Origin of the sequence: Mycobacterium sp. 1482292.6 (genome assembly GCF_001672995.1) — a bacterium.
Taxonomy (GTDB): domain Bacteria; phylum Actinomycetota; class Actinomycetes; order Mycobacteriales; family Mycobacteriaceae; genus Mycobacterium; species Mycobacterium europaeum_A.
The window spans coordinates 1-13,968 of the sequence record NZ_LZKV01000134.1 but is presented as its reverse complement, the minus strand read 5'-3'; the positions used below and the strand labels follow the sequence as shown (position 1 = coordinate 13,968).

Annotated in this window: 13 protein-coding genes and 2 pseudogenes; 6 read left to right on the top strand and 9 right to left on the bottom strand. The window is 66.2% G+C overall.

Features of this window, described 5'->3' with window-relative positions; translation table 11 throughout:
- Positions 1–8 precede the first annotated feature (8 nt).
- Entirely contained in the window at positions 9–1,526 is a 1,518-nt protein-coding gene (locus tag A5624_RS13785) for a carboxylesterase/lipase family protein (protein ID WP_066867013.1), read from the bottom strand.
- A 79-nt stretch (positions 1,527–1,605) separates the two neighbouring features.
- Between A5624_RS13785 and A5624_RS13780 the strand changes: the two genes are divergently transcribed.
- Entirely contained in the window at positions 1,606–2,280 is a 675-nt protein-coding gene (locus tag A5624_RS13780; RefSeq protein ID WP_197497992.1) for a hypothetical protein, read from the top strand.
- Here A5624_RS13780 and A5624_RS13775 read toward each other — a convergent pair.
- Both A5624_RS13775 and A5624_RS13770 read right to left on the bottom strand, forming a co-directional pair.
- Positions 2,270–3,259, bottom strand: coding sequence for an SDR family NAD(P)-dependent oxidoreductase (locus tag A5624_RS13775; RefSeq protein ID WP_232002257.1), 990 nt, complete (start codon positions 3,257–3,259; stop codon positions 2,270–2,272). The two genes, A5624_RS13780 and A5624_RS13775, sit on opposite strands and share 11 nt — an antisense overlap.
- A complete protein-coding gene (locus A5624_RS13770) occupies positions 3,256–4,479 on the bottom strand; it encodes a cytochrome P450 (protein ID WP_066867009.1) in 1,224 nt (407 codons plus the stop codon). The genes A5624_RS13775 and A5624_RS13770 overlap by 4 nt, the downstream gene beginning before the upstream one ends.
- Positions 4,480–4,570: 91 nt before the next feature.
- Between A5624_RS13770 and A5624_RS13765 the strand changes: the two genes are divergently transcribed.
- Positions 4,571–5,200, top strand: coding sequence for a TetR/AcrR family transcriptional regulator (locus A5624_RS13765; protein ID WP_066867007.1), 630 nt, complete (start codon positions 4,571–4,573; stop codon positions 5,198–5,200).
- Between the two features lie 12 nt (positions 5,201–5,212).
- On the opposite strand, the gene A5624_RS13760 is transcribed toward A5624_RS13765, so the two are convergent.
- The 4 genes from A5624_RS13760 to A5624_RS13745 all read right to left on the bottom strand — a co-directional run bounded on the left by A5624_RS13760 (position 5,213) and on the right by A5624_RS13745 (position 8,764).
- The gene (locus A5624_RS13760) at positions 5,213–5,848 is read right to left on the bottom strand and encodes a hypothetical protein (protein WP_066867006.1); all 636 of its coding nucleotides are present in this window, start codon (positions 5,846–5,848) and stop codon (positions 5,213–5,215) included.
- A 160-nt stretch (positions 5,849–6,008) separates the two neighbouring features.
- The gene (locus A5624_RS13755) at positions 6,009–6,827 is read right to left on the bottom strand and encodes a mycofactocin-coupled SDR family oxidoreductase (protein ID WP_066867004.1); all 819 of its coding nucleotides are present in this window, start codon (positions 6,825–6,827) and stop codon (positions 6,009–6,011) included.
- 1 nt (position 6,828) lies between these two features.
- Positions 6,829–7,911 carry a dihydrodipicolinate reductase gene (locus A5624_RS13750; protein ID WP_066867002.1) on the bottom strand — a complete coding sequence of 361 codons (1,083 nt, stop codon included), beginning with the start codon at positions 7,909–7,911 and terminating at the stop codon, positions 6,829–6,831.
- A gap of 64 nt (positions 7,912–7,975) precedes the next feature.
- Complete coding sequence (locus A5624_RS13745; RefSeq protein ID WP_066867000.1) at positions 7,976–8,764, bottom strand: SDR family NAD(P)-dependent oxidoreductase; 789 nt, start codon at positions 8,762–8,764, stop codon at positions 7,976–7,978.
- Positions 8,765–8,971: 207 nt separating this feature from the next.
- Between A5624_RS13745 and A5624_RS13740 the strand changes: the two genes are divergently transcribed.
- The gene (locus A5624_RS13740; protein ID WP_066866997.1) at positions 8,972–9,571 is read left to right on the top strand and encodes a TetR/AcrR family transcriptional regulator; all 600 of its coding nucleotides are present in this window, start codon (positions 8,972–8,974) and stop codon (positions 9,569–9,571) included.
- Positions 9,572–9,580: 9 nt separating this feature from the next.
- On the opposite strand, the gene A5624_RS13735 is transcribed toward A5624_RS13740, so the two are convergent.
- Entirely contained in the window at positions 9,581–10,684 is a 1,104-nt protein-coding gene (locus tag A5624_RS13735) for a dihydrodipicolinate reductase (protein WP_066866995.1), read from the bottom strand.
- A gap of 427 nt (positions 10,685–11,111) precedes the next feature.
- Between A5624_RS13735 and A5624_RS13730 the strand changes: the two genes are divergently transcribed.
- From A5624_RS13730 to A5624_RS13720, 3 genes and pseudogenes are all read left to right on the top strand, one after another.
- On the top strand, positions 11,112–11,777 hold the full coding sequence (locus A5624_RS13730) for a hypothetical protein (protein WP_197508051.1): 666 nt from the start codon (positions 11,112–11,114) through the stop codon (positions 11,775–11,777).
- 188 nt (positions 11,778–11,965) lie between these two features.
- The gene (locus A5624_RS13725) at positions 11,966–13,507 is read left to right on the top strand and encodes a nitric oxide reductase activation protein NorD (RefSeq protein ID WP_066866993.1); all 1,542 of its coding nucleotides are present in this window, start codon (positions 11,966–11,968) and stop codon (positions 13,505–13,507) included.
- Positions 13,508–13,528: 21 nt separating this feature from the next.
- Positions 13,529–13,804: pseudogene (locus A5624_RS13720) on the top strand (AAA family ATPase); the annotation flags it as partial.
- Between the two features lie 48 nt (positions 13,805–13,852).
- On the opposite strand, the pseudogene A5624_RS29505 reads toward A5624_RS13720, so the two are convergent.
- A pseudogene (locus tag A5624_RS29505) lies at positions 13,853–13,960 on the bottom strand (AAA family ATPase); the annotation flags it as partial.
- Between the last annotated feature and the right edge of the window lie 8 nt (positions 13,961–13,968).

The following is a 13,968-nucleotide window of genomic DNA, read 5'->3' as shown; positions in this document are numbered from 1 at the left end:
GTGCCAGGTCAACGCGCCAGTGAGAAGCCGTCCCAGGCCATTCGGCGATGCGGGTGTGGATCGAACTCGACGCGGGACTTGCGGTCGAAGACCATCACGGCACGATCCTCGGCGGTATAGAGGGGCCAGTCCTCCCCCGGCACGCCGGTCCGGCTGAAGGCGCGCCAGCGCCGTTGCACTTGATTGCTGACCCGCAACGCGGCCCGCCGGTCCGCCGCCGCGGTCAGCAACGCGCCGAATCTGGTGCGGTACACGTCGAAAACGGCGAGCAACTCGGTGGCGTGGGTGGCCCCGAAGCCCGACCAGCGCAGCGTGCGCGGCGCGTAGTCGTACCGGTAGAGGTAGGTCGGCGCGTGCGCGCCGTGGGCCTCCGCGATCTGCCAGGCCGCCGAGGCGAAGGCGAAGTCACCACCGAGCTGGATGCAGGCCGCCCGCTCGGGATAATTGGGATATGCGGCGGTAATGCGTTCGCGGATAGCGGGTTCCGCCTCGGCCAGCAGCTCTTCGACCATCGTCTCGTTGGTCGGCAACATCGCCAGGAAGCGGGTGAACAACCGGCCCTCTTCGGCATTCGTGCCCACGATCAGCGGTACCCGGTGGGCCTCACCGCGCCGCATCGCCTCGACCGGATCCAATGGCAGCATGTCGTCACCGAAGACCGGGCCAATTGGGAAGGCGCCCAGCCTGTTCTGCATGCCTTCGTCGATCAACCGGTGTTGGGTTTCCACCAGCTGCGCGGCGGACGCCTGCATCAGCGCGTTGGCGGCATCCTGCTTGCGCACCCCCAGCAGGTTGGCGAAGCGGTTCGCGAACTCCGCGGCGACCTCTTTCGACCGCACCAGACCCGACGCCGGGCTCTCCGAGATCGCCCGGGCGAACAGGCCTTCGGCGGCGGGCACCGCCAGCAGCGATGCGGTGATGCACGCGCCCGCGCTCTCGCCGAAGATGGTGACATTGTCGGGATCACCGCCGAATCCCGCGATGTTGTCACGAACCCACTGCAGCGCCAGCACCAGATCGCGCAGATACAGGTTGCTGTCGATGGTGATCTCGGGCGTCGACAACGACGAAAAGTCCACGCACCCCAGCGCGCCCAGGCGGTAGTTCACCGACACGTAGACGCATCCCCGGCGGGCCAGGGCCGCGCCGTCGTACAGCGGTGTCGCCGAGCTGCCCAGGAAGTAGCCGCCGCCGTGGATGAACACCATGACGGGCAGCGGCCCCTCGGCGTCACCCTCGGGCGCCACGACGTTGAGGGTGAGGCAGTCCTCGCTCATCGGCTGATAGCGGCCGCCCAGACCCGACATGCCGAGCAGGGTGTAACGGCGCTGCTGGGGCGCGCAATTGCCGAAGCCGTGGCAGTGCCGAACACCAGACCACGGCTGGGCCGGCTGCGGCGCCCGGAAGCGCAGGCTGCCCACCGGTGGGCGGGCATACGGGATCGACCGCCACCGATTGACCCCGTCGCGGGTGAAGCCTTCGACGGTGCCGATGGCCGTGCGTGCGCGGACAGTCCGGTCATGCATAACCCGACGGTAACCGACATGACGGCCGTAACGCGCGCGCAGCGCCTTAATTGCCCGGCGCGGCGGTTAGCCTGACTGAATGCGGAAAGCTGCGATGATCGCCGCGGCACTACTGGTCGCCGGGTGCTCCCACACCACGGGCGGCCAATCAGCGCCGACCCCGAGCACCGCCCAGACATCCACCGGCGCCGGCGCACCGGGAAGCAAAGCGCCCGGACCCACCGGGGCGCCCGGCGCCGGCACCGCGATCTCCGACGTCATCGCCTGGATAGAGGCCGGCCATCCCGCCGATCCCGGCCGCTTTCACACCGCCAGCCGCGACGGGGCCACCACGCCCCTGGGCGACGACATCGCGCTGGCCGCGGTGGCCGGCAAGGTCTCCTGCATGACGGATGCCAAGCACACCGGCGGCGCACTGGCCTGCCTGGTGAATCTGACCAATCCACCGCCGGCTCCCGCGACGGCCTATGGCCAGTGGCAAGGCGGTTGGATCAGCTTCGACGGGGTGAACCTGCAGGTCGGATCCGCCCGTGCCGATCCCGGCCCATTCCTGAACGGCAACGGGCCGGAACTGGCGAACGGGGATTCGCTGTCGTTCGGTGACTACCGGTGCCGCGCCGAGCAGACCGGCCTGTACTGCGTGAACTATGCGCACCAGTCGGCGGCCAAGTTCAGCCCCGCCGGCATCGTGCCGTACGGCTGCCTGAAATCGGCCCCGCCGCCGGACGGTGTCGGCGCGGCCTTCAGCTGCTGAGGCTGCCGATGATGGTCGCGAAAAGCTCGCTCATTTCGTCACCGGGCCCGCCCGGCACGGTGTAGCCGGCTTCGTCGCGAATCTCGTCCAGGTGGTCGCGGACGTCCTCGATCGACAGCCCGGGTCGGTAGCAACCCCGTGTCCTGCCGATGAAGAACCGCGCGACGTGTCCCGCGCCCACCGTGTAGATTTCACCGGACACCGGGCAATCCCGGTGGGAAAGGAAGGCGGCCACCGGAGCGACCCGCGCGGGGTCCAGTTTCTGAAGGTATTGGCCCACAAGGTCATCCAATACCGCCTGCGATGCCGCATCGTGTTCGACGGTTTGCCGGCCGGTCGCCTCGTCGAGCGAATGCGTCAGCATCCGGGTGTACGCGATGGGAGCGATGGCATTGACCTTGATGCCGTATGCGGCTCCTTCGGCGGCCAGCACACGCGTCAAGCCCAGCAAACCCGCCTTGGCCGCGCCGTAGTTGCTCATCCGTTCGGCGCCAAGGATTCCCGCGGCCGAGCAGGTGTTGAGCACCCGGCCGTAGCGCTGTTCGCGCATCACCTGCCACGCTGGCCTCGTCACGTAGAACGCCCCCTTGAGGTGGACATCCACCAGGGGGTCGAGCCGATCGGCGGTCATGTCCTCGAACGGCGCGTCGCCGACGATGCCCGCATTGTTGATCACGATGTCCAGGCGCCCCCAGACCCGCAGGGCGGTGTCGATGATCGCTTGTGCGCCTTGCGGACTCGTCACGCTGTGGCTGTCTGCGACGGCCTCGCCACCCTGCTCGCGAATGGCATCCGCGACGGCCTCGGCCGCCTTGTCGTCCGCGCCGTCCCCGGTCACCGAGCCGCCCTTGTCGTTGACCACGACGCGGGCTCCGCGCGCGGCCAGAAGCTGGGCGTACTCCCTGCCCAGCCCGCCGGCGGCGCCGGTGATCACGGCCACTTGGCCGTCGAAGCGCAGCTCGCCGTTAGACACCGTCACCAGCGCACCGGAAGTTCTTTCATGCCATAGATATTGGCGTCTTTGAACCTCAGCTGCTCCGGCGGCACCGCCAGTCGCAACCCGGGCAGGCGCCGCGCCAGGGTGGCGAAGGCGACCTGCATCTCGACGCGGGCCAAATTCGCTCCGATGCATTGATGCACGCCATATCCGAAGCCCAAGTGCCCGCGAGCGTTTCGGTCCGGGTCGAAGGATTCGGGGTGGTCGACGAATTCTGCGTCCCAATTGCCGGCGAGCAGGCTCATGAGGACGAACTCCCCGGCGCGAATCGGTTGGCCACCGATCACCAGATCTTCGGTCGCGACGCGGTCGACCTGGCTGTGCACGATGGACAGATAGCGCATCAGTTCTTCGACGACGTTCGCGATGACGGCCGGATCGTCGGTTTGTCCGAGTCGCTCGAACACCTCGGGATGTTCCAGCAGCGCAACGGTTCCCAGTGCGATCATGTTGGCGGTGGTTTCGTGGCCGGCCTGCATCATGATCACGCTGTTCATGGCCGTGGTGGTGTGGTCGAGCTGGCCCGTGGCCACGTATTCGGTGAGCAGTCGGCTGATCAAGTCGTCGCCGGGTTCGCGCGCTTTGCGTTCCACCAGCTCCTCGATGTAGGCATACATCGCCCCGAACGCCTGGCCCTTTTCCTCGTCGGTGGACTTCTGGTCAAGCCCCTTGGTGGTGTTGTGCTGGAAGATGGCCAAGTCTTCGGGCGGCACCCCGAGCAGCAGGGCGATCACCATCGACGGCACGGGCAAGGCGAATTCACGCACCAGATCGGCCGGCGCACCGTTGTCGATCATCTGGCCGAGATAGTGGTCGACCATGTCCTGAATGTGCGGCCGCATTGATTCACAACGCCTGAAGGTGAAGCTGCTTGTCATCATGCGCCGCAACCGATGATGCTCGGGATCGTCGGTCCGGGCGAACATCACGGCGACGTTGTTGTCGGCGTCGGTCGGCAGGATCGAGTCCGGAATGGTCTTCGCGGACAAGCGCGGATCGACCAACGCCGCCCTGATGTCCTGGTAGCGGCTGACCACCCAGACCGGGTTGCCGCCGAACATCGCCCGTCGCAGCCCGGCCTGTTCGCGCCACTGCGCAAACTCGGGCGGGGCCGCGAGCGGGCAGTGCGACGGCCGCGGGACGGGTAACACGGGAAGGCTTGCGTCAGGCCGGGATTCGGCGGTCTCCAAAGGTATTGCCATAACCAGTTTTCCACTAAGTGTCAGTTGGCTGCCAGTTGTACGAGCCTAAAGCGGCGGCTACCGACAGTCAACTGTCAGTTACGCTGTGACGATGACCGCGGTTGAAGACCGGCCGTTGCGGGCCGACGCGGCGCGCAACGTCGAGCGCATCCTGCGCGCGGCGCGCGAGGTCTACGGCGAATTGGGACCCGACGCCCCGGTGGAAGCGGTCGCGCGCCGCGCCGGCGTCGGTGAGCGAACCCTGTACCGCAGATTTCCGGCAAAGGCGGACCTGGTACGCGCCGCCCTGGATCAAAGCATCGCCGAGGACCTCACGCCGGTGATCGACAGCGCCCGCCTCGAGAAGGATCCGCTGCGCGGCCTCACCCAGCTGATCGATGCGGCGATATCGCTGGGGGCGCGCGAACACAGCCTGCTGACGGCCGCACGCCGCGCCGGATCGCTAACCTCCGACATCTCGGTGTCGCTCAACGCGGCGCTCGGCGAGCTCGCCCGCGCAGGCCAGCGAGCCGGCAGCATCCGCACCGACCTGGTCGCCGACGACCTTCCTCGCCTGATCGCGATGCTCTTCAGCGTGCTGTCCACCATGGATGCCGGCAGCGACGGCTGGCGGCGCTATGTCACCCTCGTCATCGACGCGATATCAGTCAACGAACGACAGCCGCTGCCGCCGGCCGCCGCACTGCGCTATGAGCTGCAGCCGGACAGCTGGCCCCTGTGAACGAGCGGCGGCTCAGCCGGCCGGCAGTCCCGCTTTGACGGCGGCGTCTTGCTTTTGGGCGAGATCGAGCATGACATCGGCCGGCGTGGGATTGCCGACGACACAGTCGGACTCCAGGTCGACCATGGCCCTGCCCTCGACGAACACCGCCTCGGAGATCTCCATCGGGTTGGCCGGGTCGGTTCCCTGACCGATCACCATGAACCCGTTGGTGCCGACGTCGATGGGCTGCTGCTGGCCGTTGACCTTCTTTCCGACGACGTCGCGCATGTTCGCCGCGGTCTGGGTGGCGGTGGCCGCATCGGGGAAGACCGCGATCGTGTCGATGATGGTGCGCTTGCCGTCGGGGTTCTTGAAAACCTGCCCCACGCCGGTGATGCCGCTGGGATTCTGGCTCGGCGGGCCGTCGGCGGTGGCGTTGGGGCCCACGTCGCCGGGCTTGATCAGCAGGTTGCTGTAGTCCACCGGGGCTCCCGGTGCGCCCGGGGCCGCGCCGGCCGAAGGGCTCGACGAAGCGGCCGGGCCGGACGACGAGGCCGAACCCGATGATCCCGTCGAGCTTTTGCCGCCACCGCAACCGGCCACCGTCGCGCCGACCAATAGGGCGGCAGCTGTCAGCCCGAGCACGGACGTCCGCACCGTATTCATGAGGCTCTCCTTGGTGAACTCAGCTATTTGTATCCCTTACCGCGCGCGTGGGCAGCGAGAACACGCAAACTCCGGCCGCCGGACGACTATTCATCTGTCAGCCCAGCCTATGGGCTGGCGACGGGATCGGTAAGGGCACACGCTGTGCAGCGGCGCGGCGTCAGTTGATGGTCACTCCCGCATCGACCTTGAATTCCAGCCCCGTCACATACCTGGACTCATCCGACAAAAGGAACACCACCGCGTTGCTGACGTCGACGGGCTCGACGGCCGGCGTGGGCATCGCATTGACGAAGATGGGGATCAGGTCGGACCGTCGCTCGCCCAAGAGCGGTCCGAACGACGGTGGAACCATCCCGGTGGGAACACCGGTGGGAAGCACGGTGTTGACGCGCACGTTCTGCGCCGCCAGTTCGTTGGCCAACGCCAGCGTCAGGCCGACGACGCCGTGCTTGGCCGCCGTGTAGGGCGTCTGCAGTGGAAATCCCTTGATAGCGCCCGCGGAACTGACGTTGACCAGGCTGCCGCCGCCCTGGTCGAGCAGGTGGGGTATCGCGGCCGCGCAGGTGTTCCACACCCCGATGAGATTGACGTCGACCACCGTGCGCCACTGGTCGGCGGTGGTCTGGTCCCAGGACGCCACCGTGAGCACGCCGGCATTGGCCACCGCGCCGTCGAGGCCGCCGAGCTCGCCGACGCCGTCGTCGACCGCAGACCGCAGTTGCGCCTCGTTTCGGACGTCGACGATGCGGCTCACGCAGCGGCGACCGAAACCCCTTACCAGTTCGACTGTTTCGGCCAACTCGTCCTTCGTCGCCAAAGGATATTCGATCTCGGGCAGAGATTGGCATATGTCGAGCAGGATGAGGTCGGCTCCCTCCTGCGCTAGCCGCAGGGCGTGGCTGCGTCCCATGCCGCGCGCGGCGCCGGTGATCAGGATGCGTTTGCCGGCAACGCGTCCGGGGGCCGAGGTCGTCAGGTCAGTGCTCGTTCCACATCAGGCCACGCATCGTTGCCGACAGCGGAATATCCTCCACCCCGATCAACCCCTGGGGCGCCCGGCATACCCAATCGATCGCGTTGACGGCCCGGCCGGCCGTCGAGATGCAGCCGGCATCAGTGGAATCGAATAGCGGGTGGGACACGTGGGTGTTGATTTCGACCCGCGGCTCCCCGTCCACGACAACCCGATGAACCCCGGTGTGGCCGTCGGGCGGGAACTCCCAGTCGGGCGCCGCGGCCTGGGTGAGCCTGGTGACGTGCTCGAGCGTGATGACCGGCCGCCCGTCGCGCACCCCCTCCGTGGCGAACCGCACCGCGGCCATCTGCCCCGGTTCGACCGTCATCATCGTGCAGTCGATTCGTTCTCGCGTGTACCAGGGTTCGCAGCGCTGGCGCACGTCATCGAGCTTGATGTCGAGGTTGTCCGCCAGGCTGCGGACCTGACCTCCCCACATCGACACGATCACCCCGGGCAAAAACATCATCGGCGAATCGTTATCGGGCGTCGAGCCGAAACCCATTGCTGCGCCGGTGAATTCGGCGTCGTCGTAGTTCCCATAGTCGAAGATCTCCTGCACGGTGATCGAGTCGATCCGGGTGGTCAGGCTGGCCGCGGAGTGCACCAGCGTATCGCCGGAGAAGCCCGGATCGATGCCGTTAACGTAAAGCGAGGCGTTGCCAACCGCGCAGGCACGCTCCAGGGGCTCGCGCAACCAGTCGTCGGCGTGGCGCGGGGTGACCAGCCAGACCATCGACGTACCGACGACGTTGGTGCCGGCCGCCAGGAACTTGGCCATCTGTTCGATGGCTTCCATCGGCCGCGTCTCCCCTTGGGATGTGTAAACGACGCAGTCGGCGCCGAGGGCGACCAGGGCGTCGATGTCGTCCGTGGCGATGACGCCGGTCGGTTCGTCCAGTCCGCACAGCTGCGCCGCATCCTGGCCGACCTTCTGGCTGCTGGCGGCGTGCACGCCGACCAGCTCGAGATCGGGTCTGCCGATGATGGCTCGCAACGAATGCCGACCCACGTTGCCGGTGGAGAATTGAATGACCCTGCGCATGGCTACCCTCGTCCTTCCGGCGGTGGGTGATGACCCATCATGACGCGTTCAATCGCCGCACAGGTCAGTAATCGGGTATCGGCAGTGGCGAATTGTTCGAGTCGATGCCGCCGTCGACGTGGAACGTCGCGTTGGTCGCATAGCAGTCGCGGGTGGCCAGGTACACCGCGAGCCGCCCGAGATCCTCGACGTCGCCCAGCCGATGCAGCGGCGTGGCCTCCTGCATCTTTTCCAGTGAGCCGGGCATCAGATCCAGGCTGCCCTTCAGGCCGTCGGTGGCGAAGGACCCCAGGGCGATGGCGTTGACGCGAATCTTCGGGGCGAGTTCCTGTGCCATGGCGCGGGTGAGCGCTTCCAGACCACCCTTGGCAACGCAATAGGCGGTCAGCGCCCGGATGCCGAAACGTGCCGAGCCCGACGAGATGTTGATGATGGAACCGTGTCCGGCGCTGAGCATGTGGGGCGCCACCAGCTGACTCATGATGAAGGCCGACGTCACACACCAGTCGAAGGTGTGCCGGAAGTCTTCGTCGGTGATATCGAGGAATCGCGCGTAGGTCGACCCGCCGACATTGTTGACCAGAATGTCGATGCGACCGAGGCGCTCCATGGCCGTGCTGACGACCCGCTCTGAATCCGGACGACTCATCGCGTCCGCGACGAGCGCCAGCCCCTTGCCGCCGGCGGCCTCGATACCCGCAATCGTGCCAACGATATCCGCCTCGGTCCGCGCGGTCCCGACCACGGTGGCGCCCGCCTCCGCCAGCACCCGGGCGATGCCCGCACCCACACCCTTGCCGGCTCCGGTGACGATCGCGACCTGTCCGTCCAGCCTGAACTGCTCCAACGCCATGCCGGCTCCTCCGATGTGCGGTGTGGTGCGCGTTCAATCTATGAATATTGCTGACTAAAGTCAACGAACTTTGGACGCAGATATCCGCCGTGGCGGGTGGCGCTCGACAATGACACGTTGTGCAAGCGTTTTTGGTCGACACACGGCATACTGGTCGGGGTTAGCCTCGAAATCCTGGCATGAGTCAGGTCAACCGTGAGGGAAGCAATGGCTGTGACGGACCGGCTGTCGGCACGAGAAGCTAAGCGCCTGCAGACGCGGGAGCGATTGATGGGCGCCGCAATCGGCGAGTTCGCCCGCGCCGGGATGGCCGAGGCCGACGTGGGGGCCATTGTGGCCGCGGCCGGCGTGGCCCACGGGACTTTCTTCTTCCACTTCCCCACCAAAGAGCATGTGCTGCTGGAGCTGGAGCGCCGCGAAGAGGACCGAATCGCCAAGCAGTTCGCGCAATTCCTGAAGTCGAAGCACGACCTCGCTGCGGCATTGAACGAGGCGGTCCGATTGGTCGTCGGCTTGGAACGCCGCCTGGGCGATCGGCTGTTCAATGACTTTCTCGCGCTGCACTTCTCCCAAACCCGCCCGCAGACCGAAGACGGCAGGGATCACCCGCTGATCGTCTTGGTCGCCCGGGAGATCGCGCAGGCCCAGGAACGCGGCGAGACGGATGCCGAGGTCAATCCGATGAACAGTGCGGTGTTCTTCTTGCTGGGTCTGTACGCGCTGTTGATCACCACCAACCACTGGCCGACTGGCCACACGCTGCTGGAAGACTACGTCGAGAGGACGTTGCGAAGCTTGAAACCCTGACCCGTCGGGTCAGGGCCGTATGACGCCACGCAGCGGCATCAGCCCGAGTTCCCGATGGGACATGAACCCCGGCGGGGCGTCGCAGACCGCGGGAATGGCGTTCGCCGGGCCCATCGCGGTCCAGGTGTAGCCGGGCAGCGCGTAGCCCCCACCCGGGTCCTGCGCCCCCTGCAGGATCAGCTCGGTGGACGAGTCGCCCTCGATCACTATGCGGTAGTGGTAATGCTGAGGCCAATCCTCCTGCGGCTCAATAGCATCGAAGGTGTCCATCGTGTATATCTCATGAAAGATCACGAGGGGCTTGCCCTCTACCCACGCCGTCCACTTGTGGTGCTGGCGAGCGACCGTGCCCTTCTTGATCACGCCCTTGAAGCCCGGCATATCGCTGGTCTCTCCCCCTTCGAAGGGAATGTCGCGCGTGGCGTGCCCCAGCTCCACCTCAGTCGTGTATCTCTCGACCGTCTTCCCCATCCCCTCGACAACCATTGCCATGGACTGTGCGAACAATGGCCACGCCTGTCCCAACAGGTTCGGGCCGTCCTCGAACCCGGCCGGGTCGCTGCCCATGCCCATCTCGTGCAGGTACTTCAGCGTGTCTCGACCGAAGTTCACCACCTCGTAGATGTGAATGGTGTCGATTTGACTGACGATTCGGGCCAGCGTCAGCACGAGTAGGTCTCCGGCGAAGCCGGGGTTGACACCACCCGCATGGAACGACGTGCCACCCTCGTGGCAGGCGGCATCGATCTTGTCGATGTCCGCCTTGCTGTGTTCGGTTCGATACCACCAGGCGCCGCCGGAGGCAACGACGTTCTTGCCCCCGCGCAGTAGGCGGCACACCTCATCGGGGTCAGACCACAGCGGCGCATAGAACACGCAATCGGCGTCCAGTGCCTCGATGGCGGCCTTGTCGGTGGTGGCCCGCACCCCCGTCGGCGCCTTGCCGCAGAGCTCACCGGCGTCCTTACCCACCTTCTCCGGACGATTGCACAGCACCCCGACCAGTTCATAGGCAGGATTGTGCACGAAATGGCGGAGCGCAATCGTGCCGACATTCCCTACGCCCCACTGGATTACGCGATACTTCTTCTCGGCTGGCGGCTTGGGTGTCATCGCTACTCCTTTGCACGCACCGACAGCGCTACACCGGGTGCACCGTTTCCGCCGCCGGCACACGAGGCCACACCGGCTGAGCGCTCGCTGAGCGTAGGCGTCCGGTGAAAGCCGTGTCAACGATTGGGGGCTGACTTATGTCAGTGTTGTTCGGCGTGTACCTCACACGCCGGGGTGCCCCGCGACGGGCGGATTGGCTGGTTGCGCCGCGCGATAGCACCGTGAGAACGGCCGGCGACCTGGTGCACCCTTTGAGATTCACAAAACTCGACCGCCTATCTTACGCTGACTACAGTCAGCCTGTTATATTGCACAAGCCGATTGGATCAGCAGACGGGGAGGGTTCGTGAATCTGCCGAGGCTGCATCAGCGCAATGCCGGCAGTGAGGCCACCACCGCCGGCTCAAACGGCGCTCCCCCAACGAGTCTGACCATCGACGAACATCTGGAACGGTCGCAACTCGCGCAACGCCAGGCCGACAGATGGCTCATCTCCGGCAGTCTGCTGATCGGCACCGCCGCCCTGGGCGTCTTCGGCTTGCCGCTGTTTCTGTGGGGCGTGCGATTGCTGCGCCGGGCCCAGCGCGATGGCCTCTCCGTTCGACCGATGCTGGTCACGTTGCTCGGCTATCTCGTCATCATCGACGCCGCCATCAACACCGTCGGATGGGCCCTTGACCTGGTGGCGAACCACACCATCCTGGCCCGGGTGTTGCTCAACGGGTGGGGCAACATGTTCGACGCCGGCTACTTCTGGCACTACAACGAGCTGTGGGTCGGCGGCGCGGCCGGACCGGGCGAAAAGGCTTTGGAGGTCGGCCTCATCCTGACCGTCTTCACCATGCGCATCGCGGCGGCCATCGGATTTCTACAGATGAAGCGCTGGGGCCATCAGTGGATGGTCGTCACCTGCTGGATGGGCGTGGTCATCTGGATCACCTACGTCTTCAACATGACCATGTTCGCCGACGTGCGCTTCGCCGGCGTCGTGCTGCCGGTCGTCGGCTGGTGGCTCTACGACATCTTCTACATCACCCCGTTCCTCGCCATCCCCTACCTGCACACCGTCAACCGCGAACTCTTCTCCGATTGACATGCTCGAGCCGAAACCCACTACGCCACCGAGGAAGTCACATCATGGGCTATCTATGGGAAATCCTTCGCTATGTCGCCGCCTGGGGCGGCACCGGACTGATCATCTGGTTCTGGTACTGGCTGTTCTCCAACATCGGCACGTTCTGAATCGCGGCCCGGGCAGCCGGAACACGCGGCATTCGGCTCATGGTTGAACATTCCGACGGCCAGGCGATGGCGCTGGAACGGGGTTGCTCCGTCACGGCGGTCGCGCTCAGCGACCAACGGCGCGAGGGCGTGCGGCTGGTCACCGGGGAACGACGCGGCTTCGGCCTGAACGCGGCCCTGAAGTTCGTTCACGTCCCCTACCCCGCCCCCCAACTTTCAGGGCCCGACTGGACACGCCGAACCCTGACATGTGGCGTGGCCCTGCAATGTTCGCCGTCGAAAGAACGCCTCACCGAATATCGCCTCAACGAGCTCTCGGCCCGGGAACTGCGTGCGCTCACCCTCGTCGAGGCCGGCGTCGCCCTCGGCTGGATCGCGTCACGTTGGCCGGGACTGGTCGCCGAGGTGCGTCGACTACTTCCCGAGGTCCGCACCGAGGCCGGTGACATGGCCGCCGTGGAAATGCTCAATCGCGCAATGGCATTGGCGGCCACAGGCCAGGAATTGACGATTCACCCACTGCTGGGCTCGTTGCCGCTGGCGTACACGGCGCCGCACGGATTGACCGACAAATTGCGGCGCAGCTTCGGCAGGATGCCCTGGACCACAACACAGAAGCGTTTGCCGCGGCCGTACTCGGTTCCGGTCGGCGGCGACGGCGGGGTCCGCAACCCCAACCTGCCGCCGCCGAGCCGGCCGCAGGACAACGATCTCGACGTCACGCCGGAACACCGGCCCGGCATTCCCTACCCCGAATGGAACATGTGGACACAGCGATTCATGCGTGACCATGTCGCGGTCGTCGAGCATTCCGACGGCCGGCACGCCCGCCGGCCGGTGCCGGTGGTCGTCGACGTGCGTAAGTGGTTCGAGGAACACACCCACCGCGCGATGACCAACCGCCTCGAAGACGGCTCCGACCTCGACGTCGACCAATACGTCGATCACTACATCGATCTGGCGACCGGCGAGGCGAAGGAGCCGAAGGTGTTCCGCGACCTGCTGCCCAGCAGCCGCGATGTCACCACCGCCTTGCTGCTCGACGGCAGTTCGTCGCTGGGGGTGCACGGCGGCCGCGTGTTCCAGCTGGAGTTGTCCTGTGCCGATGCGCTTTCCCGCGCCATGACGCTGGCACGCGAGCGCCACGGCGTCTTCGTGTTCACCGGCAACACCCGTCATCGAGTCGAAGTCCGCTGCCTGAAGGACTTCGACGACCGCCGATTCGTACCGCCGAGCGGGCTGGGTTTGTCCACCCGCGGATACACCAGGCTCGGTGCGCCACTTCGCCATCTGACGAGCCGCCTGCTGGCGCAGGCCTCCGAGCGCCGCCTGCTGATCGTCATCGGTGACGGACTGATCTCCGATGAAGGCTATGAGGGCCGGTATGCCTGGGCGGACGCCGCGCACGCCGTCGAGGAGGCCAACGAGGCCGGGGTGTCGATGTACTACGTGGGCGTGGGACCGACCCGCGTCGATCCCCTCCCCGAGGTGTTCGGACCCCGCCGGTCGCAACGGATCCGGCGCATCGAGGAGCTGCCCCGGGTACTGGCCCATGTCCATCGCGAACTGGTCACGGCATGAACGCGACCCGCTGAGGAAGAGATGACCACCGAAACATATTTCGCCAATGGCAACGAAGTTCAGCTGTTCGAGCAGGCCTTCCTTCGCCACATCCCGGTGATGCTCACCGGCCCAACGGGCTGCGGCAAGACCCGCTTCGTCGAGCACATGGGCTCACTGTTGCAGCGGCCCGTGGTGACCATCAGCTGCCACGACGACCTCACCAGCTCCGATCTCGTCGGCCGCTTCATGGTGACCGGCGGCGACGTCGTCTGGACCGATGGCCCGCTGACCCGGGCGGTCAAAGCCGGCGCGATCGAGATACAGCGACCGCCGGTGATCGGTGAGTGAGTGCAGGATCGCCAAGGAGTCATGGCGCGCCTCGACAACCTCGTCCAGGTAGCAGATCGCGCCGGCTTTGACCGCCCGGGTCAGCGGGCCATCGGTCCAGACGACGTCGCCGCCGGTCACCATGAAGCGGC